Genomic DNA, 22,461 nt, shown 5'->3' on the forward strand with positions numbered 1-22,461 from the left:
CCGGTCCTATGTCTTGATTAACCTTTTTTTAAAGCATCTGTGAAAGTCTTGGTAATTATTTGTGGCCTTGTAATCGCACTTCCCACCACAACAAAATGGGCGCCATTTTCCAATGCTTTTACCGCCTTCAATGGCGTATCGACCTTTCCTTCAGCAATTACAGGGATTGAAACTGACCGAATCATTTGCTTTAATAACGCAAAATTATCATCGGCAATATTCGCTCCTTGAGTGGCCTCGGTATACCCTACTAGTGTTGTCGATATACAATCGAATCCTAGCTTTTCAGCTTGAATTGCCTCTGCAACTGTAGAAATATCTGCCATGAGAGTTACATTTGCAGATTGAGACTTCACCAGTTGTATAATATCAGCTAGCTTTTCATTCTTTGGTCTTTTACGATTTGTTGCATCCATTGCAATAATGTCTACTCCCGCTGCCAATAATGCCTCTGCTTCCTTTCGTGTAGGAGTAATATAGACGTTACTATCTGCATACTCCTGCTTAATAATCCCTATAACTGGAAGGTCTACCAGACTTTTAATTTCTAAGATATCCGCTACGGAATTAGCACGTATCCCTTTAGCACCTCCTTCTAGAGCAGCGATAGCCATCTTTCCCATGATTTTTGAAGAATGAAGTGGCTCTTCCTCTAAAGCTTGACATGATACAATTAATTGTTTTTCTAGTTGGTTTAAAACATTCATTACTCAATTTCTCCTAACGCTTCTTCTACTTGATTTTTAATGGTGGATACTTCAGGGCCATAAATAACTTGCACACCATTTCCGCTAGCTACGACACCTTTGGCACCAGTTTTCATTAAGTCGTCTTTCTTCACTAAATCCGCTTTAAATACACTAACTCTTAAGCGAGTAGCACAATTATCTACATCTTTAATATTTGCTTCGCCACCTAATCCTGAAATAATAGCCTCTGCTCTTTCACTTTTTGTATAAGTCTGTGTTTCTGTATTTTCATCTTCACGTCCAGGTGTTTTATAATTAAATTTTTTAATCATAAACTTAAACGTAAAGTAATATAGGAAGAACCAAACTATACCAATGATAGGAACGATAATCCAGTTTGTTTTTTCATTTCCTTGCAGCACTCCAAATAATAGGAAATCAATAAAACCTCCCGAGAATGTTTGGCCAATCGTTATTTCAAAAATATGTGCTAGCATAAATGCTAGTCCATCAAAAAACGCATGGATAACATATAAAACTGGAGCTATAAATAAAAATGAAAATTCTATCGGTTCGGTTATACCGGTTAAGAAAGAAGTTAACCCCGCTGATAGCATTAGACCAAGGACTTTCTTCTTGTTCTTCGGTTTTGCAGTATGATAAATTGCTAAACATGCTCCAATAAGTCCAAACATCATAGTAATATGTCTACCAGCCATAAATCGAGCTGTTCCAATAAAAAATTGTTCGACATCCGGTTGTGCGAGCTGTGCAAAGAAAATCCGCTGTGTTCCTTCTACCAGTGAACCATCTATAACCATTGATCCACCTAAACTCGTTGTCCAAAATGGAATGTAAAATATATGGTGTAACCCAAAAGGTCCAAGTAGTCTAAGAATGAATCCGTATATAAATGTACCTATATATCCTGTTACTTCTACAAGTCCACCGAGAGAGAAAATTCCTGATTGGATAACTGGCCAACCATAAAATAAGATGACACCTAATATAATTGACATAAATGCAGTGATAATTGGAATAAATCGTGATCCTCCAAAAAATCCGAGAAATTTTGGTAATTCTACCTTATTATATTTTTGATGCAACCAATACGTCATCAAGCCTAAAATTACACCACCAAATACACCCGTTTCCAATGATTGAATACCAAGCACCATTCCTTGCCCTACTTCTGCAAGGTTTTCCTCAGCTAGCTTTCCAGTAATCGTTAACATTGCGTTAATCGTTGCATTCATTACTAAATAACCTAATACTGCAGCTAGGCCAGCTGTACCTTTATCAGATCTAGCCAGTCCAATAGCTACCCCTACCGCAAAAATTAATGCTAAGTTGGCAAAAACTATATTTCCAGCAGAGCTCATAATTGTAAAAATTGCTTGTAGCCATGCATGATTAAGAATTGGATATGCTTGAATGGTTGCAGGATTACTAAATGCCCCACCTATTCCAAGTAGCAGCCCAGCAGCTGGAAGAACGGCAATTGGTAGCATGAATGACTTACCAAACCGTTGTGCCTTTTCAAAAAAAGCATTCTTCATACGATCCACCTCATTTCTTTGATATGAAAATAATTTACATTTTAATTTTAATTGTGTAAACTATTTTTATCAAGTGTTTTTTACCGCTTACAGACAGCTTTTTCAAAAAAGTTAGCTAATTTTGTGGTTGAATTTTTATAGAAGGTAGGGAATTATATGTTTCAAAAACTTTTTAATGAGTAGCCAATTGAAATTAGTTGCTCCAACTGATGGTAATTTAATAAAGTTAGCAGATGTTCCAGATCCTGTATTTTCTGAGAAGATGATAGGAGATGGTGTCGCTATTAAGCCAAGTAACGGGATATTAGTTTCACCAGTGGATGCGAAGGTTATACAGGTTTTTCCTACTAAACATGCAATTGGTCTTAAAAGCGTGAATAATATAGAAATCCTCATACATATAGGTCTTGAGACTGTTAGCTTAAAAGGAGAAGGCTTTAAGGTTTTTGTCAAAGAAGGAGATAACGTGCAATTAGGAGAGAAATTAATTTCCTTTGATGTCGACTTAATTAAAGAAAAAGCCGCAAGTGCCATTACTCCAATTATTATTACGAATACCGCTGATATGCAGCGAATTTCGCAAATGGAATCACGATTTGTTTCCGCAGGTAAAGATGAAATTCTATCCATAGAGAAACAAGGATAATGTTTGACAATTGGCTTGATTGACTTTAACTAGACAACAAGCTGAACTTGACTTGAAGAGAAAGTAAATAAATTGGGGAAACCATTCGATGGCACGAATAATGGAAGATCCTATAAGGCAAAGTTTTGGTTCCTAATAGAAAAAGCGTTAACCACAGTAGCAAAGCCTCTAATTTAATAAAATAATTGTTAATACGAAGCGCAGCCAAAATACGTAGACTCCTTGAAAAAGAAGAACGCTTTTTCTGCGTATGATGTATCGTTGCCGAAGCTTTCCTTATCCTACGGCAAAAAGTTCGACCTGAAGATGTGCCCAGACGTGCCCGCGGAAAGCGAAGCATGTTGACTAAGCGATGAATGAACTACCTATCTCCAAAATAATAACCCAAACCTATCTAAAATATTTCAGATAAGGTTTGGGTTTTACATTGCTAAAAATTCTTTTGTCCCAGTCTCTAGAAAGCTGTTTTCCATTAACAAAGCCTTATATCTCTATTACTTATTCACTTACCGTTATATCGTATGTTCGCAACCAATAATCAATTTGACAAAGATGAGCGATTAATTGTGGTCCTTTCATTAATTGACCATACCACGGGGCCTTGAATTCACGCCCTTCGCTTTGTAAAATAGCTTCTACTTTATCACGATTTAAAAATTCAAATAAACGGGCATCTTTATCTGATAATATTTGCTCCATCCATGCTTTTACTGCCTTCGTATATTCTGGTTGAAACGTTTTAGGATACGGACTTTTCTTTCGGTATAGCACTTCATCAGGAAGAATCCCTTCCATTGCCTTCCTAAGAATACCTTTTTCTCTTCCTTCAAGCATTTTCATATCCCATGGAATATTCCATACATATTCTACTAATTTATGGTCTGCATAGGGTACACGAACTTCTAAACTTGCTCCCATGCTCATTCGATCCTTACGATCGAGGAGTTGTGCCATAAACCAATGCATATTTAAATAGAATAACTCTCTTCTACGTGCATCAATTTCTGATTCACCGTCCAATCGAGGTGTTTCTTCAATCGTTTCCTGATATTGTTGGAAAACATAATCCTTTAGATTTAATTTTTCTTGCCACTCAGGATGGAGAAGGTCAATACGTGAATCTAATGAACGCATCCATGGAAACCCTGCTCCACTGGCTGTAGTCGGATCATGGAACCAAGGATACCCACCAAAAATTTCATCCGCACATTCTCCAGAAAGACTTACCGTTGTACGCTTCTTTATTCGCCTACAAAACCATAGCATGGAGGAGTCAATATCTGCCATCCCCGGCTGATCACGTAAATAAACAGACTCCTTGAGATGATCAGCAAGTTCTCGGCCAGAAATCACCTCATCATGATGGTCTGTTTTAAACGTAGCCGCCATTTTATCGATCCACGGCTGATCCATCGCAGGTTGAAATTTACTTGCTTCAAAATAGTCTGCATTTCCTTCATAATCAATAGAAAACGTTGTTAACGGTGCTTTTCCTTGCTTTGTAAAATGGTTCGAAGCAATAGCGGTAATTGCACTTGAGTCTAGACCACCAGATAAAAACGTGGATACAGGTACATCTGCAACAAGCTGTCGTTCTACCGCATCAACAAATAATTCCCTTACCTTCTGTGTCGTTTCTTCAATAGAATCTGTATGTTCTTGACTTTTTACATTCCAGTATCTCCATATGTTTAAACCATTCGTTGAGAAGGTAAGCGCATGCGCGGAACGTAATTCCTTCATATTTTTAAATATGCCATGCCCAGGTGTTCGAGACGGACCTAATCCAAAAACTTCCGCCAAACCTGATAGATCAACCTCTGATTTCACATCGTTATGTGCTAGTATCGCTTTTAACTCTGAACCAAAAATAAACTGACCTTCGGATTCATAAAAAAACAATGGCTTAACCCCAAGTCGATCTCTTGCCATGTATAACTGTTCCTTTTTTCCATCCCATATGCCAAAAGCATAAATTCCATTCAAGTAATCAACACAAGCTTCTTCCCATTCGATATAAGCTGTAAGCAAAACCTCCGTATCGGACATCGTACGGAACACATATCCTTTTTTCCGTAATTCCTGCCGTAATTCCTCCGTATTATATAACTCGCCATTATAAACAATTGTGTAAGAATAGTTATCTTTAGCTTTTTGCATCGGCTGTTTCCCCCCTATGAGGTCAACAACGGAAAGCCGCTTATGTCCAAAGGCAACGTGCTGATCCAACCATATGTTTGACTCATCTGGTCCACGTAATGACAATGTTTCCGTCATATTCTTAAGCATTTCGCTATCTTCTCTAACGTCTTTTTGCCAATCGATATAACCTGTAATTCCACACAAAATAATGTCCCCCTCTCTTGATGCTTTACATTTACCTAGCCATTATATGCAAATTCATAATTGGCAATTACAAAACTTCCGTTATGGATAAGTTTTTCTCAAGAAAAACAATCACCTCGTGGACTTTGGATTTAGTGCGTCCTTTAATCCTTCTCCAATAAAATTAATGGATAAAATCGTAACTATTAACGCAAGTGCAGGTGGGATCCAAATCCATGGTTTTCCTTGTAGTACATCTGGTTCATTAGCTGATGAAAGCATATTCCCCCAGCTAGGAACTGTTTGTGGCACTCCAAAATTTAAGTAGCTCAAGGCAGCCTCAACGGCAATCATGCCTGCAAATAATAATGTTGCTTGCACAATGATTGCCGAAATAACATTTGGTAATAAATGTCGAATGATAACCTTTGCAGATGAAGTTCCGATTGATTGAGCTGCTATAATATATTCATTTTCTTTCTCAGCAAGAATTTTACTTCGCACAATTCTTGCTGTTCCTCCCCAGCTTAGAAGGCTAATAACAATAATTAACACCCATACGCCAGAAACTGTACCAAATAATATTGCATTTAATACAATAACGAATACTAGAAAAGGAAAATTCAGGACAAAATCTGTAAAGCGCATAAGTAGATTATCAACAACACCACCGAAGTAGCCTGCAATAGATCCAATTAAAGAACCAAAACTTATAACAATGAAAGTAACGGATATGCCTACCATTAAAGAAACCCTTCCACCGTAAAGTAAACGTGTGTATACATCTCTTCCACTCTTATCAGTACCTAACCAGTGATCGGAGGAGGGTGGTAACGAAGTTTCACCAATATTAACTCTAGTTATATCCGTAGTAGTTATATAAGGTGCAAGAAAAGAAATAACAATCACAAACAATAAGAAGCATGTGCTTACCATAGCAAGTTTATTTTTCATAAATTTCTTTCTTGCCATTGCCCATGGTGACATTTTCTTACTATATTTCAAATGCTTTGGAGAATTGATCATGACAAACTCCCCCTCCTAATCTAATCGAATTCTTGGATCGACGACTCCATATAGAATATCTGCTACTAAATTACCAACTAAAACTAAACATGAAAACATCATTGTTAATGCCATTAATACCGCATAGTCATTCGTTTGAACAGATTGTACAAATAGTTGTCCTATTCCAGGATAGGTAAAAATAGTTTCGGTTATGATAGCACCACTAACTAAGGAAACAATATCAAAACCTAAAAACGTGATGAGCGGAATAATAGAATTCCTCAAAATATGTACATGATAGATTTTTCTATTACTTGTTCCCTTAGCACGCGCGGTCCGTACAAAATCCTTTCGGCTATTTTCAATAATGTCATTTCGTAAAAATTGTGTATAGCTCGCAGTACTCAATAATCCTAAAACGAGTGCAGGTAAAATAACATGATGTAGTTTACTAAGCCAGTATTCCATTGTTCCATTTTGTAAGGTTATGTCAACAGAACCATTGGAAGGAAATATACCTAAATGAAAAGAAAAGAAATAAATAGCAAACACTCCGGCAACAAACGATGGAATTGCCATTCCAAAATAATTAGCAGCACCAATAATATGATCACCTATTGTATAAGGTTTCCTACCAGCGAAAATCCCCATCGTAAAGGATAGGAAATACGTAATAATTAATGCGCTTATTCCTAAAAAAATAGTATTTTCTAATTTTTCACCTATTAAATCTGATACCGGCATTTTATAACGTACTGAACGACCAAAGTCACCCTGAATAAAATCAGAAATCCAACGACCATATTGGATATGATACGGATCATTATACCCAAGCTTTTCTCTCATATCTTCAATATAAACTGGATCTGTATTAAGCGGATCTATTTCTCCAGAGAGGGCATCCCCTGGCATCATTTTTGCCAGGGTAAATACCACAATGGAGATAAGGAACAACATTGGAATCATACCTAATATTCTTCTTAAGCAATACTTCCACATAGTGCCATACTCCTTATCTATTACAGATTAAAAATCTAGCCTTTAGTTAGGTTTAATCCACCATTCATGGGAACTATTTAATCCTGATACATCCATCTCAACACCTTGTACTCTTGTATTAACAGCCATTACCTCTTCCAATTCAGCAATCGTTATCATTGGAACTTCTTCACTTACATTTTTTTGCCATTCCATATAGATTTGCTTTCTTTTCTCTTGATCTTGACCCACTACATTGATATCAATTGCATCTGCAAGCAATTGATCATTTTTTTCGTTTACCCAACGTGGGTAATTCCATAATTGGTCACTGCCCCATAAGGCTGTCGGATCTGGATCTGTCCCCGTACTCCATCCTCCAAAGAATACTTCCATAGATTCATCTGCTTCTTCAAGTTGCTCATAATAAAGGTTCGCTTCTGGCATTTCTAACTTTGTAGCTAATCCGACATCATTCCAATATTGTGTTAGTGCTTTTGCACGAGCTTCAAACGTCGGATTCTGTGTAGCATAATGACTGAACTTGACTTTAAATTCTTCACCATTTGGATCTTCTCGAATACCATCGTCATTTACATCCACATATCCTGCCTCATCTAATAATTCCTTTGCCTTTTCAGGGTCATAATTGTACACTGTTACATCAGAATCATCCGCTGAAATCCAGTGAGCAGTTGGAATTGGTCGATTTACAGGCTGACCTAAACCAAAGAAAAATTCGTTAATCCACGACTCCCGATCAATAGCATAAGCCATCGCCTTCCGAAGTTGCTTATCATGATACTTCTCATAATCCATGACATTTTTTTCTCCATCCCACGTTCCTAATCGAAACCCAACATAGTAATAAGAGAGTCCTGGTGCTCTTATTACATCCGTATTATCAAGTGCTTGAATAGACTCAAAATTACTTGGGTGAAAAGCTGTCATATCCAATTGATTATTCTCCAGCTCGCCAACTACTAAGCTTGGGTCAATAACTTTTAACACGATACTATCTAAATGAGGCTTCCCTTGCCAATAATCGTCAAACGACTCAAACTGAATAGATTCACCAGGAATAATCTCTTTTACTTTAAAAGGTCCAATTCCGATAGGTTTTTGACGCACTTGCGGAGATTCCGACATTTCGGCTACTGGAATACCCTCAAATTCCTTTCTAGAGAGAGGATATGTCCACAAGTTTTCTAGGTTATTAACACGAGCTTTATCAAATGTAATCTCGATTTCATAATCATTGACTACATGTATTCCCTCGATTTCATCAGCTTCTCCGGCTTTAAATTCTGGTACACCCTTTATGGTTTGGACATTAGTATATCGTGGTCCATCATAATCAGGGTGTGCTAGTGTTTCTATCGCAAAAACCCAATCATGTACAGTTAATTCTTCGCCGTTATGCCACTTCACCCCTTTTTGGAAGGTAAATGTATAATGCTGATTATCTTCTGTTTTCCAATCCGCCACATTTGGTTGTGGTTTTAGTTCCTCATCATACGTAATTAATCCATCATCTAAAAAATCGATCACCTCGGCATCAACTGCTATTCCATAGAAATTAATGTTGAATAATCCCTCAGGAGCCGAATCAAGTGCATAAACTAATGTCCCACCATCAACTGGACCTGTAGCTTCTTCCTTATCCCCTTCCTCCGATTGCGTCTCATTATTTTCCTTTTCCTTATCGCCCTCCTCTTCTGAACAAGCCACTAATAACATTGTTAACATAAGCAATAACATGAATGAAAACCAATATTTCTTCAAATTAGCTCCCCCCTAAAATAAGAAAGTCTATCTATCATATAAAAGACATGCGACCTGATGATTCGGCCTCACCTCCTTCAATTCAGGAACTACCTTTTTGCAGGCCTCCATCGCCATTGGACAACGTGTATGGAAAACACAACCACTTGGCGGATGTTGGGGGCTAGGTACATCTCCTTTTAAGATAATTCGCTCCTTTCTACGAAGTGGATTCGGATTAGGTATAGCTGACGTTAACGCTTGTGTATAGGGATGCATTGGATTTTTATACATGTCTTGTTTTGTAGCTACTTCTACTAAATTCCCTAAATACATAACACCGATTCGATCACTCATATGTTTCACAACACTTAGATCATGCGCAATAAAAAGATAAGTTAGATCAAATACTTCTTGGATATCCTTTAATAAATTTAAAACCTGTGATTGAATGGAAACGTCCAATGCACTGACTGGTTCATCTGCTACAATTAATTTTGGATTTAAAGCCAATGCTCTAGCAATACCTATTCGCTGTCTTTGGCCTCCAGAAAACTCATGGGGATATTTATAATAATCTTCTTCCCGAAGGCCAACCTTATTTAAAAGTTGTTTCACTTTTGGCCGTATGTCACGGTGATTGTTCGAACTATAGTTCCGTATTGGCTCATCAACAATATGACCAACCATCATTTTGGGATTTAGGGATGCATAAGGGTCCTGAAAAACCATTTGAAAATGCCGACGAACTTCTCTAAGCTTTCTACCTCTTAACCTTGTAATATCTTGGTTATCAAAAATAATTTCGCCGTCTGTTGCATTTGTCAAACGTAGTATGGTCCTACCAGCAGTTGATTTTCCGCAGCCTGATTCACCTACAAGCCCAAAAGTCTCGCCTTTCTTTAATGTTAAGGAGATTCTGTCAACCGCTTTTACATCACCAATCTTCCGTTTAAAGAATCCTCCATGAATTGGATAATATTTTTTTAGATTCTTGACTCGCAGTAGTTCATGGTCCTCTTCTATTTTTTTTAGCTCCTTCATTTTTCAACTCCCTCCTCTGCTGTTCTATGCTGCTTTGGATAGCATGAATGATAAAGGAGACATCTGGCCAAATGACCATCACCTACAGGAGCGAGCTTTGGTGTTATAGACCTACAATCCGCAAAAGCCTTTGGACATCTGTCACGAAATCGACAGCCGACTTGCGGCATACTCGTTAACGAAGGCACTATTCCTCCAATTGTATGGAGACGTTCAACATCTTCTTCCATTTTAGGAATGCTATGTAATAAGGCTTCTGTATAAGGGTGTTTTGGGCTAGAAAATAATTCTACTGTAGTACTCGTTTCTACAATCTGCCCTGCATACATAACCATTACGCTATCTGCCATCTCAGCTACAACTCCTAAATCATGTGTAATTAACATAATTGCTGTATTCGCTTCTTGCTGAATGGATGTAAGCAATTCTAATATTTGTGCTTGAACAGTTACATCTAGCGCAGTTGTAGGTTCATCAGCTATCAATAATTTCGGATTTAAAGCAATGGCGATCGCTATCATCACACGCTGTCTCATTCCCCCAGATAATTGATGGGGATATTCATCTACTACCTTCTCTGGTCTAGAAATTCCAACCTGCTTCATCAATGCAATCGATTTTTTACGTGCTGCTTGTTTAGAGATATCTAAGTGATTATGTAGTACCTCTTGTATTTGTGAACCAATTGTAAAAACCGGATTAAGCGCTGTCATAGGCTCTTGGAAGATCATACTTATTTCTTTTCCGCGGACGTTATTCATCTCTTTATCCGTTTTATTTGTTAATGGCATCCCATTAAACCTTATTTCTCCTTTTGTAATTTTTGCATTTTCTTGCGGAAGTAATTGCATAATGGATAAGGACATCACACTCTTTCCACAGCCAGATTCACCAACAACACAAATAACTTCCTTCTCTTGAATCTCAAAGCTCACATCATCAACAGCATGATATATTTGTCCATTATTTGAAAAACCAGTATGTAAATTTTTTATTTCTAGTAGTGTTTTATTATTTTTCATCAATGATATTGCCCCCTTTTTGCTGTTATGGAAATGTAACGTAATTGTAATAGTTGACTATGATATATATTATTTAAAAATTTAAATAATATTACCTTTCTTTATTTTCGTTTATATCTAATAGTAAATGGAAGCTTCCTTTCTAAATCCTTACTATTCTGATTGCTTTACAGGATGTTTTGATTAATGGAATAATAAAGATAAGCACAAAAATCAACCATTGAATGCTAATAAGTGAAAATAGCCCATGAATTTTAACGGAACTATACAATGTAAAGGCAGTTCCAGGCAACAAAACATGAGGAGGCATTATAATGAAGCTTGCAGATTTTAAAACGGCAGAGGAAAGGGTAGCAATCTTACAAGATAAGGTAAGCGTGTTTGCTGAGCGTGCATACCAACTGGATAAGGATGATGTATTTCCTTTCGAAAACTTCCGCGATTTAAAAGAAATTGGCTACCCTTCACTAACCATTCCAAAAAAGTATGGAGGATTAGGCATTTCACTAACTGAAATGCTCAAGATGCAAGAAATCATTGCTAAAATGGATGGCTCAACGGCTTTAGGAATAGGTTGGCATATGGGAATTACGAAGCATTTAGGAGAAACAGACGCTTGGGAACCTCAAAAGTATGAATCCGTTATGAAAGATGTATTGACAAATAGTGCATTATTAAATAATGCAGCGTCTGAACGAGCCACTGGTAGTCCTACTAGGGGTGGGCGACCAGAAACTACAGCAGAACGAACCAATGACGGCTGGCTTGTTAATGGAAGAAAAACATTTACAACATTAGCACCAGTGCTTTCATATTTTATAGTAAGTGCTTCTATAAAGGGAACGGATAAGACAGGGAATTTTTTAGTAGAACGCGAACGTGACGGTGTATCTATTGATGAGACTTGGGACTCTATTGCGATGAAAGGTACAGGAAGTCACGACTTAGTTTTAGATCAAGTGAAATTGGACGACAGCGATTTTGTCGAGGAGCTTTCATCAGAGAAAAAACCAGCAGCTGGTTGGCTGCTCCATATTCCTGCATGTTATTTAGGTATTGCTAGAGCAGCCCAGGAAACTGCCCTACAATTTGCTTCTAGCTACTCTCCAAATAGCATTAAGGGGACCATCTCCGACATACCAAACGTACAGCAAAAACTAGGAGAAATGGAACTTCTATTAATGGAAAGCGAATACTTTCTCTATGGTGTATCAGAAAAATGGGACCATGCTACGATAGATCAGCGCTCAGAAATGAAACCTCTGTTAGGCGCAGTAAAACTATCCGTTGTTAATAAAGCCATTGAAGTAGTTGATTTAGCGATGCGAATTAACGGAGCGCGTAGCCTATCTAGCAGTAACCCACTTCAACGATACTATAGAGATGTTCGTGCTGGATTGCATAATCCACCAATGGATGATATGACCATTATACAATTAGCATCAAAAAGTATAAGCGAATTTAGAAACAACCTATAATTATTTTAAAAGTCATTCGTACACTAGCAAAGAACATGTTTATTTTACGATTCTTTCAGAGCTTCTGTTTTTCTATTTTTAGATAAACTATTTCTATGCCACGCTTATAGCAATTTACGAGATACATGAAAAGATTGCCCCTCTCTTGACCTTCTAGGCTAGATGAGAGGCAATCTTTTCTAGTTTTCAACGACTTCATAACAGACTACTACGTATAGAAAATGAACCATTTAAAACAATTTAGCTTTCACTTGTAGATATGTGATACTAGTTTGTTGTTCGAAATAAAAACTTAAAATCTAGCTAATTATCAAATGATATACTTATTTCTCTACTTCTTCAACTCCTTCATTCCCCCTTTTTTATCTTTGACATACTTTTGAAATAAAAATGTAAGATTAGAATGAAGACATTTGAGGTAATACTATATAAGATACTATTGTTAAAATATGGATGCATTGATATCGAGATAAGGGGTGTCGTACATGAAGGGAATCATTTTAGCTGGGGGAAGTGGTTCAAGACTTTCTCCTAGCACAGACAGTATCAATAAGCACTTGCTAGCAGTCTATGACAAGCCAATGATCTACTATCCATTATCTGTTCTCATGCTTGGGGGTATTAAGGAAATCATGATTATTAGTACACCCGAAGCTAAGCCAAGATTTGAAGAACTGCTCGGAGATGGTTCATCACTAGGTATTACCTTGAAGTATAGTGAACAAAAACAACCTAATGGCATTCCAGAAGCTTTAACACTTTCTAAACATTTTTTAAAGAATGACGCTGTCACGTTAATTCTAGGAGATAATATATTCTACGGACAAGGGTTTACAACACTACTTCGCCATGCGCTTAGAAATCATAAGCATGCAACTATTTTTGGTTACCGTGTAAAGGACCCAGGTCGTTTCGGTGTCGTAGAATTTGACCATCGACAAAAGGCAATATCACTCGAAGAAAAACCGGAGGAGCCAAGATCTGACTTTGCCGTGACTGGACTTTATATATACGACAATCAAGCTGTGAAACTAGCAAATACATTAAAACCATCAGCAAGAGGAGAACTCGAAATCACAGATTTAAATAAAGCATATTTAAGACGAGGGCAGCTAGATGTAGAACTGCTTGGCAGAGGATTTGCTTGGATGGATGCTGGAACCCATGAATCACTGTTTGACGCATCGGAATTTGTTAAAATTACTCAACAACGTCAAGGGTTTAAGTTAGCTTGTCTCGAGGAAATCGCCTATTACCTAGGGTATATTTCTAGGGAGCAATTATATAAAAAAGGAAAAGCGATGAAAAAAAACGATTATGGAGCCTATCTATTAGAAATCGCTGACCGTAAACACACACAACAATATTGGGATACTATTGATCGTAATCCAATGCTAGGGCTGGTTGAATAATGAAAACAAATAAATCTACTATCTTAATTACTGGCGGCGCAGGGTTTATCGGTGCTAATTTCATTCCATATTTCATGAAAAAACACCCAGACTATACTATTATCAATCTCGATAAACTGACGTATGCAGGTAATCTATTACATTTAACCGAGGTAAGTGATTCACCTAACTACCATTTTATTCATGGAGATATTACGGATGAACAACTTGTTACAACTATATTCAATCGCTATGATATCGGTGGTGTTATTCATTTTGCAGCTGAATCACATGTAGATAGATCTATTGAAGATGCTAACCATTTTATTCAAACAAATGTGCTTGGAACCATGGTGTTACTACAAATTGCCAAAAATGATTGGCAAAGAAAGCGGCAATTACAACACAGACGATTCCATCATATCTCTACAGATGAAGTTTACGGTTCATTAGGTGAAAAAGGGAAATTTACGGAGACAACACCTTATAATCCTCGAAATCCCTATAGTGCATCAAAAGCTGGGGCAAATATGCTCGTTAAAAGCTTTGGATACACGTACGGAATGGATGTAGTGGTGACGAGTAGTTCAAATAATTACGGTCCAAAACAGCATGATGAAAAATTAATTCCAACCATTATTCGAAAAGCACTAAAAGGGGAAGCAATTCCTATTTATGGTGACGGATCTAATATTCGTGATTGGTTATATGTGTCAGACCACTGTGGTGCACTCGATCTTGTTTTTCATCATGGGAAATCTTTGGAAAAATATAATATTGGTGGTTCCAATGAACAGACAAACATAGCAATTGCTAAGAAGGTTTGTCACATTTTAGATGAGCTAACTCCTGAGTCTAAAAGGGAAAATGGCCTTTCTTCGCATGGGGAGCTTATCACGTATACAAAAGATCGCCCTGGACATGATCAACGTTATGCCGTTGACGATCAAAAAATACGAACAGAATTGGGCTGGAAACCGGTAGAGGACTTTCATACCGGCCTTCAGAAGACTATAAAATGGTATATAAGGCAATGGGCGAAAAGCAAAGTCCATTAATTTCTGTCGTTATTCCGGTCTACGGCTGTACACAATGCCTCCGTGAATTATGCAGTCGAATCAAAACTACGATAGAAGAGATTCCAGCCCAATACGAAATCATTCTAGTTAATGATGCTAGTCCGGATAATGCTTGGCAGACCATTAAAGATTTGAATAATAAAGATAAACAAATTAGAGGATTGAACTTAGCTCGAAATTTTGGACAACACCATGCAATAACGGCAGGACTTGATTACACAAACGGAGACTGGGTTGTCGTCATGGATTGTGATTTACAAGATCGACCAGAAGAAATAAAAAAATTGTATGAAAAGAGTCAAGAAGGTTATGAGGTGGTTTTCGGAAAACGTATGGAACGCAGAGATAATTGGTTGAAGAAGAAGTCATCACAATTTTTCTACCGCATCTATGATTATTTTTCTGGTGGGACATCTGATTATACAATTGCCAATTACAGTATCGTATCTCAAAAAGTAGTAGTAGGCTATCGACAAATGCGAGAACAAAATCGTTTTTTTCCCTTGTTTTTGCATTGGATGGGATATGAAAGCACCTCTATTCCAATTGAACATGACGCACGAAAAGAAGGGAAATCTTCCTATAATCTAAAGAAATTAATTACGTTAGCAACGGATGCGATTATTTCCCAATCTAATAAGCCATTGAGGCTATCCATTCAATTCGGATTTCTTATTTCTTCTGTATCCTTTATTTACGGTATGTACTTATTTGGTAGATATTTTTTCCTTGCTGAACCTGTACAAGATTGGACAAGTGTCATGGTTTCTATCTATTTCATTGGTGGATTGATTTTCTTTAATTTTGGAATTCTAGGATTATATATCGGAAAGGTATTTAATGAAACAAAAGATCGGCCGCTTTATTTGATAAGAGAAACAACAGACAGTAAAGAATATGAAACAAACAAACGGAGCTGATAGCATGGACACATACTTAAAACCAACCCCTTGGGATAAACGGAATTTTCATATTAATACGTATGAGCTCACCAGCGCTTCAGAGGAAGCCTTACAGGAAACGAATCAAATAGAAGGACATTTCACTCTAAAGATTGATCCAACTATCAATACAGAGAAGTTGTATAAATACGGCTTTTATTATACAGATACGTTAATAGAACCAGTATGCCAAAAAAGCAAATTGAAATTATTCAAACAAGATGGTATGGAGCTTTCTAGAGATTATGATAAAGCACATATTTTAGAAATCGCTGGTGAAGTCTTTACAAATGGACGATTTCATCGTGACTTTAATATTCCTAATTTCATGGCTGATCATCGCTATAAAAACTGGGTAAATGATTTAATTCAAGCAGATAAAATTGTTGCGCTAATCTACGGAAATCATTTAGCTGGCTTCTTTGCTTATGATTCTAATAAAGTCCTTCTACTAGCGATGGATAAATCCTATCGCGGGAGAGGTCTTGCAAAATCGTTTACCAGCCATTGTGTTGATGAATTGTTTCGTATTGGCAATTATGAGGAAGTCAGAACATCGATTTCTCCTTCGAATCCGGCATCATTAAATGTTTTTATTTCATTAGGCTTCCGATTAAATGGTACTGTAGATGTCTATCATAAATTAAATGGCTCTTTACCAGTTGGGGTGTAACAATGGGATATCTGTATATTCTTGGGACCATTGGGTTCACAGTTTATGGCCAATTAATTCTAAAATGGAAAATTGATCAATATGGAAGTTTACCAAATGCATTTATGGGGAAAATCAATTTCCTACTACAGTTATTACTAAATCCATGGATTCTATCTGGCTTGTTTTCTGCTTTTCTAGCAGCGCTATGCTGGATGGCAGCGATGACTAAGTTTGATATTAGCTATGCATATCCTTTTATGAGTCTTTCTTTTGTACTTGTATTTATACTTTCTGCTGTACTATTTGGGGAACCAGTATCTCCTCCAAAAATAGTCGGATTTTCCCTTGTAATTGCAGGTATTATTATAATGAGGTGATTCTATGATTCCGTTTAATAAACCTTGTGTGATTGGTTCAGAGATGACCGCTATCCAACAAGCTATCACGTCCAACAAAATTTCGGGTAATGGTTCATTTGGAAAAAAATGTACGAACTGGTTAGAGAACCAGTTAACTTGTGATAAAGCATTACTGACCCCTTCCTGTACCGCAGCATTAGAGATGACCGCTTTATTATTGAATGTTCAACCAGATGATGAAGTTATTATGCCTTCTTATACATTTGTTTCTACTGCCAATGCCTATGCATTACGCGGTGCTTCGATTCGATTTGTTGATATTGATCCAGGCACCATGAATATTGATCCAAAGGAAGTGGCACGGGCGATTACCGATCAAACCAAAGCCATTGTGGTCGTTCACTATGCTGGTGTAAGCTGTGATATGGATGAAATATTAACGTTAGCAAACAGCCATAATTTATGGGTTATTGAAGATGCCGCACAAGGCTTAATGAGTACATATAAAGGAAAAGCACTTGGTTCGATTGGACACATGGGAACACTTAGCTTTCATGATACTAAGAATTATACGTGTGGTGAGGGCGGTGCATTACTCATTAACGATCCTTCCCTTAGCGAACGGGCAGAGATGATCCAGGAAAAAGGAACGAATCGTTCTCAATTTATTCGTGGAGAGATCGACAAATATACATGGAGAGATGTTGGTTCATCCTATTTATTAAGTGAAATTAATGCTGCCTATTTATCCGTACAGCTTGAACACGCTAGTAAGATCCATCACGATCGTCTACATAGTTGGAACCAATACAATCACGGTTTACTAAACTTACAGCTGGCTGGAAAGATTGATTTACCAACCGTTCCCAATCCATGTGAACATAATGCACATATGTATTATATTAAAATGAAAAACCAGTCAGAAAGATATCAATTGCAACAGTTTTTAGACGAACATGAGATTGTGACAGCTACTCATTATGTTCCCTTACATAGCGCACATGCTGGGAAACAATTCGGTGCATTTATTGGTGAGGATACGCATACAACAACGGAAAGTAATCGCTTATTACGCTTACCGCTTTACTATGGGATAGGAGAAGAGGCAATTAATGATGTGGTCAACAAAATACAACTGTTTTTCCAACCATAAGCTTCTGGTAGGCATTGCTTGTCTAGTTATCGTTGCCTACCTGATGCCGTATTACATTCTAGGTGAAGACACACATATTCGTGTACACGATAATTTAGACTCCAATATCGTATGGTATCACTTGCTTGTAGAAAGTGGCCAAATTTTTAGCTTAACGGATACGATATTTCCCAACATCATTAATGGGTTACCAAGAAGTTCCCTACCTTCTGGATTAGATGCAATGGTATGGCTATATACCATGTTTGAACCCATGACAGCGTACAGCATTGGGCAAACTATCATGCGGTTCGTGGCTTTTTTCGGTATGTATCTATTATTAAAGCATTTCACTTCGTTTGGTAGGAAGATACCAATCATTACTGTTGGTTCCTCGTTAGGGTTTGCTTTATTACCCTATTGGCCATCAGGTATGCTATCGATTGCTGGATTACCACTAGCCTTGTTCTTATTTTTATCCATTCGGAAATATGGGAAAGCAACACCTTGGTATTATTGGCTAACCCTATTGCTTATCCCATTTCTGTCTAGTTTTGTGCTAACCTTTGTTTTCTTTTTAACCATCATGGGTCTAATTTGGCTTATCGATTGGATTCGCTTGAAGCAGTTTCATTGGCCGTTTTTTGGGGCAATTGCAGCAATGACAAGTATTTATGTACTAAAAAATTACCTATTAATCACGTCCATGTTTTTTAGTTCGGGATTCACTTCTCATCGCGACGCATTAAATTTAGGGCATAATTCCTTGCAACGAAGTGTAGAGTTATCATTTGAAAATTTCCTCTATGGTCATACCCATGATATGGCACAGCATTACTGGATTATTATACCGGTAATTGGGTTTGCCTTTATCATTGCAGGCTATCGGTCTATTAAACCAACATGGTTATTAGGATTATTTTTTATTAATTTTTCCCTTTCCATCTGGTATGCATTTTGGTATTGGGACGGATGGCGTGTAGTGAAGGATAATTTTATGATTGCCAACACCTTCAATTTTGCCCGGATTCACTTTTTCGATCCAGCTATTTGGTACATCTGCTTTGCTTTAGCATTGGCAATTATTTGGAAACACCTTCGCTTTGGTAGATTCATTGCTGTTATTTTAATTATTGCTCAATGCGGGCTGGTTTTATTTCCATTAAATGAGGAAAGTAAATATAATTCTATTGGCACACCGACATTTAAAGAATTTTATTCTGAAGAATTGTTTACAGAAATTCAGTTATATATTGGTAAGAATCTCGAAGATTACCGAGTGGTAAGTATTGGAATGCATCCAACTATCGCACAGTACAATGGGTTTTATACGCTGGATACATACAATAACAGTTTTCCTTTGGGTTATAAACAAGCGTTTAGGAGAATTATTGCGGACGAACTTGAAAAAAATCCAGTGTTAGAGAATTATTTTGATACGTGGGGCGGTAGATTATATATGTATGTAGCTGAACACGGTGAAAATTATCTCTATACCAAAAATCGGAATGACCCAATTGAAGATCTGGATATAAATACGAAGGCATTGAAAGATCTGGGAGGAGAGTATATCTTAGCAGCTGTACCTATTAATAATGCAGAGGAACTTCATCTCACACTAGAGAAGACATTCGAACACCCTAATGCTGCATGGAAGATTTGGCTTTATCATGTAGATTAGTGGAATCGTGCAAGCTCAACGGCAGAGCTGCGCGACCTTTTATGAAATGTGTGATTTCTAGTGAGCAGTATATATACAGGACTATTCTCCATTTCCATGCATTAACTATCCATATTTTGATAATCCCATAGCAACTTCCATTCTCCATCAACCTCTGCCATATAAACATCCTGTATTAAGGTAGAATTACCGTATTTCCCGTTAAAATGTTGAGAGACGGTGATTCGATAAACGGTCGGAATTGGTTCTCCCTCTACTGTAGGAAGCCAATTCTTCATTTCCTCGATATCTCCAAAGCTATATGTGAAATGGAGTACTCCAAAATAATTCATAATGACATCTGATCGATCCTGAATATACGTTCCTTTTGGAAATTTTTCTTTCATCATTGGATGCAACATTTCCCAGGACTTAGAAAAAGCTCCTCTTTGCTCATAGGCGTAAAATTCCTCGGCAGCCTCCTCTGCTTGATGCTCTGGTGATGATGCAACAACAAAATATATGGTGCCCGCAACAGCAATAGCAAGTATAAAAAGCAATAGTAATAGTTTATGCAAAGTTTCATCTCCTTTTTATGCTTGCTACCATATTATTCATAGCTACAACAAATTATTATTAGAACGACTAGTAACATTCATCTTCAACTAATTCATTAGCTTAACTCGAAAAATATTACAGAAAACCGAGAAAGATACACCTCTTAAATAAACAATTTATAGGGACTGGTATAGAAAAGGCTATGGGAGAAGAAAATTTTGTGAAGCCCCAGGAGTCAGTATGCTTTACTAGAGACAAAACCTCGCCCGCGGAAATCATAGTATTTTAATGGTGCGACGATAGAACCTATTTTAAGTAATGAAACCGTTCGGGTTAGGATCTGGATAAAATTCGTCTCTCCCAGCCTCCTTGCATCAATCCTCAATATATACAGAATCGATAATGGTTCGTTCGAAAGTAGAACCTTTCTTTGTTTTTCCACTAATGTCTACGGTAATATTATAAGCTTGATTTTTCTTTGGAAATGTTAGATTTGTAGACATATCTACATTTCCTTTCGTTGAAAATGACTTTACTTCGTTCATCGTTCCAGACTCCACTATTTTATAGCTGGCTTTTAAGCTATCTTCTTGAATGAAGGAATCATCAGTCTTTAATTGATAATAAAATGATTTATTTTTACTATTCTTATTCATATTCGATACTAGATTCCACTTCCTTGGAGTATCATAATTGACAACAAGCAAATAGGCACTATCCTGTTTACTCCCTAGTTCAACCATCCATTCTCCAGAGACAGGATTTTTTACTGGAATTGTATATGCAGTAGCTCCTGTAAATATCCCTCCGGATTCTTGAGTTGTTGCTTGCGTAGCTATATACGATTTGCCCGATGGATCTATTAATGCAAGCTGATGTAATTCATGAGCCGCATAAACTTGCACTGTTATCTCGTCTACACCATCTTCAATCGGTAGAGAAAGCTGATCGCTCTTATTTTGAACTAGCGAATTACCACGTACTAAATGGTCTGAGGTGGGTAATGGCATTCTATAGGAGCTTGGTGAGAAGCTTCTTCCAGGCACCGATTCATCCGCTATGAAGCTCTCAAAGACAGGAAATATGACTTCACTGCGAACTGAAGTATGATTCCAGTCTCCTATAGCAATTTCTTGACCACCCGGTAAATTACTACTAACAGCTGTTACTACACCATCATTATCTCCATAACTAGAGAGATAGACGCCACCATACCAAGTAGCAGAGAATATGGACCCCCAATCCGTTCCTCCAAGCGTATAAATATCGTTGTAGTATGCATATGGTTCAGAATCAGTGATGGAGCGAAAATGCTCCATATATCCTGTCTCCACTGCAGTAGTGCCTTCCCCTTGCATACCGAGTAAATCTGCCAGCCAACCAGCCCAGGAGCTATTTGCCAAATCTGCTAGCTGTGAGCCATGATGTGGACTAGAAAGCGTAATAATATTATCTACATATTGCCATGCATCATAATATGTTACTGCAGCCTGAGCATCAACTCCTCCTTTACTATAGGCAACTAATGTAATTGGCTGGCCATTAAAATGCGCGGCTATTTCTTCAATTTTGTCAGCAAGTAGTCTTCCGTTATCCCACATATCAGCCGAAGCCCCACCAGCATCGTATAGCTGAACAAATGCCGTATGATAGCCTGCCTCATAGGCTGCCTCATACAAACCATTGTCTTCCCAAAAGATCTGAGCCACATTATTTAATCCTGGGACAAATAGTAAGACAGGTGCTCCCTCTTGTGGATGTTCAGGTGTCTCCCCAACAAACCATTCTCCTGGTGTTTCATCGTTACCGTTATTTCCTTTTCCAAATACCGTTATGTCGTCACCCTTGCCTACAAGTCGTGGACTAGCTATACCTTTTGCTTGTGCTGCTACATAACACGGAATGGATATTACAAGTAAACCGAAAAGAAACATAACGAGCAGTCGAATCGTCATCTCTTCTCCCCCATTCAGAATATTAGTGGTAGTTACTATATAAACATCATTGTAAAATGATGGAACTGAAAAGGGCTTTTACTCCTTTATATTTATGAAAAACAGGGCTTCTTTAATAACTAACTAAAGTAAAGAAGTTATAAAGCGATGATTATTTAAAACACTACAGCCTTTTATTTTAAAAACTGCTGAATTCGTAGCCAACGAATTCAGCAGTT

19 protein-coding genes are annotated in these 22,461 nt (G+C 37.5%); 9 read left to right on the plus strand and 10 right to left on the minus strand.

The window, feature by feature from the left end; all coding sequences use genetic code 11:
• Positions 1-17 precede the first annotated feature (17 nt).
• On the minus strand, positions 18-707 hold the full coding sequence (locus D9782_RS22005; RefSeq protein ID WP_026680094.1) for an N-acetylmannosamine-6-phosphate 2-epimerase: 690 nt from the start codon (positions 705-707) through the stop codon (positions 18-20).
• Positions 707-2,248 carry a PTS transporter subunit EIIC gene (locus D9782_RS22010; RefSeq protein ID WP_026680095.1) on the minus strand — a complete coding sequence of 514 codons (1,542 nt, stop codon included), beginning with the start codon at positions 2,246-2,248 and terminating at the stop codon, positions 707-709. The genes D9782_RS22005 and D9782_RS22010 overlap by 1 nt, the downstream gene beginning before the upstream one ends.
• Positions 2,249-2,423: 175 nt before the next feature.
• On the opposite strand from D9782_RS22010, the gene D9782_RS22015 reads away from it, so the two are divergent.
• Complete coding sequence (locus tag D9782_RS22015; protein ID WP_121605748.1) at positions 2,424-2,894, plus strand: PTS sugar transporter subunit IIA; 471 nt, start codon at positions 2,424-2,426, stop codon at positions 2,892-2,894.
• Between the two features lie 498 nt (positions 2,895-3,392).
• On the opposite strand, the gene asnB is transcribed toward D9782_RS22015, so the two are convergent.
• The 6 genes from asnB to D9782_RS22045 form a co-directional block, all read right to left on the minus strand.
• Positions 3,393-5,240 carry an asparagine synthase (glutamine-hydrolyzing) gene (asnB, locus tag D9782_RS22020; RefSeq protein WP_121605749.1) on the minus strand — a complete coding sequence of 616 codons (1,848 nt, stop codon included), beginning with the start codon at positions 5,238-5,240 and terminating at the stop codon, positions 3,393-3,395.
• 111 nt (positions 5,241-5,351) lie between these two features.
• Positions 5,352-6,245 (minus strand): oligopeptide ABC transporter permease, encoded by an 894-nt coding sequence (gene opp4C / locus D9782_RS22025; protein ID WP_026680098.1) that lies wholly within the window; start codon positions 6,243-6,245, stop codon positions 5,352-5,354.
• Positions 6,246-6,260: 15 nt separating this feature from the next.
• The gene (gene opp4B, locus D9782_RS22030; protein ID WP_121605750.1) at positions 6,261-7,226 is read right to left on the minus strand and encodes an oligopeptide ABC transporter permease; all 966 of its coding nucleotides are present in this window, start codon (positions 7,224-7,226) and stop codon (positions 6,261-6,263) included.
• Between the two features lie 42 nt (positions 7,227-7,268).
• Complete coding sequence (gene opp4A, locus D9782_RS22035; protein ID WP_226983547.1) at positions 7,269-8,990, minus strand: oligopeptide ABC transporter substrate-binding protein; 1,722 nt, start codon at positions 8,988-8,990, stop codon at positions 7,269-7,271.
• A 27-nt stretch (positions 8,991-9,017) separates the two neighbouring features.
• On the minus strand, positions 9,018-10,013 hold the full coding sequence (locus D9782_RS22040; RefSeq protein ID WP_121605751.1) for an ABC transporter ATP-binding protein: 996 nt from the start codon (positions 10,011-10,013) through the stop codon (positions 9,018-9,020).
• Positions 10,010-11,035, minus strand: coding sequence for an ABC transporter ATP-binding protein (locus tag D9782_RS22045; protein ID WP_121605951.1), 1,026 nt, complete (start codon positions 11,033-11,035; stop codon positions 10,010-10,012). Before D9782_RS22045 ends, D9782_RS22040 begins: the two co-directional genes overlap by 4 nt.
• A gap of 314 nt (positions 11,036-11,349) precedes the next feature.
• Here D9782_RS22045 and D9782_RS22050 point away from each other — a divergent pair, with 314 nt between their 5' ends.
• The 8 genes from D9782_RS22050 to D9782_RS22085 all read left to right on the plus strand — a co-directional run bounded on the left by D9782_RS22050 (position 11,350) and on the right by D9782_RS22085 (position 19,751).
• A complete protein-coding gene (locus tag D9782_RS22050; RefSeq protein WP_121605752.1) occupies positions 11,350-12,513 on the plus strand; it encodes an acyl-CoA dehydrogenase family protein in 1,164 nt (387 codons plus the stop codon).
• 485 nt (positions 12,514-12,998) lie between these two features.
• Positions 12,999-13,925 carry a glucose-1-phosphate thymidylyltransferase RfbA gene (gene rfbA, locus D9782_RS22055; protein ID WP_121605753.1) on the plus strand — a complete coding sequence of 309 codons (927 nt, stop codon included), beginning with the start codon at positions 12,999-13,001 and terminating at the stop codon, positions 13,923-13,925.
• Positions 13,925-14,962: a dTDP-glucose 4,6-dehydratase gene (gene rfbB / locus D9782_RS22060; RefSeq protein WP_026680105.1), complete on the plus strand. Its 1,038-nt coding sequence runs from the start codon at positions 13,925-13,927 to the stop codon at positions 14,960-14,962. Before rfbA ends, rfbB begins: the two co-directional genes overlap by 1 nt.
• Positions 14,923-15,903 carry a glycosyltransferase family 2 protein gene (locus D9782_RS22065; RefSeq protein ID WP_121605754.1) on the plus strand — a complete coding sequence of 327 codons (981 nt, stop codon included), beginning with the start codon at positions 14,923-14,925 and terminating at the stop codon, positions 15,901-15,903. Before rfbB ends, D9782_RS22065 begins: the two co-directional genes overlap by 40 nt.
• A 4-nt stretch (positions 15,904-15,907) precedes the next feature.
• Entirely contained in the window at positions 15,908-16,597 is a 690-nt protein-coding gene (locus tag D9782_RS22070; RefSeq protein WP_121605952.1) for a GNAT family N-acetyltransferase, read from the plus strand.
• 2 nt (positions 16,598-16,599) lie between these two features.
• Positions 16,600-16,956 (plus strand): EamA family transporter, encoded by a 357-nt coding sequence (locus D9782_RS22075; RefSeq protein WP_121605755.1) that lies wholly within the window; start codon positions 16,600-16,602, stop codon positions 16,954-16,956.
• A gap of 4 nt (positions 16,957-16,960) precedes the next feature.
• Positions 16,961-18,091: a dTDP-4-amino-4,6-dideoxygalactose transaminase gene (rffA, locus tag D9782_RS22080; RefSeq protein WP_121605756.1), complete on the plus strand. Its 1,131-nt coding sequence runs from the start codon at positions 16,961-16,963 to the stop codon at positions 18,089-18,091.
• Positions 18,051-19,751 carry a DUF6044 family protein gene (locus D9782_RS22085; RefSeq protein WP_371413978.1) on the plus strand — a complete coding sequence of 567 codons (1,701 nt, stop codon included), beginning with the start codon at positions 18,051-18,053 and terminating at the stop codon, positions 19,749-19,751. Before rffA ends, D9782_RS22085 begins: the two co-directional genes overlap by 41 nt.
• 101 nt (positions 19,752-19,852) lie before the next feature.
• On the opposite strand, the gene D9782_RS22090 is transcribed toward D9782_RS22085, so the two are convergent.
• Both D9782_RS22090 and D9782_RS22095 read right to left on the minus strand, forming a co-directional pair.
• Positions 19,853-20,308, minus strand: a complete 456-nt coding sequence (locus D9782_RS22090; RefSeq protein WP_121605758.1) for a hypothetical protein — start codon at positions 20,306-20,308, stop codon at positions 19,853-19,855.
• Between the two features lie 354 nt (positions 20,309-20,662).
• On the minus strand, positions 20,663-22,243 hold the full coding sequence (locus tag D9782_RS22095; protein WP_121605759.1) for an esterase/lipase family protein: 1,581 nt from the start codon (positions 22,241-22,243) through the stop codon (positions 20,663-20,665).
• Positions 22,244-22,461: the final 218 nt, after the last annotated feature.

This window comes from Virgibacillus sp. Bac332 (assembly GCF_003667785.1).
Classification (GTDB): Bacteria; Bacillota; Bacilli; order Bacillales; family Amphibacillaceae; genus Virgibacillus; species Virgibacillus salarius.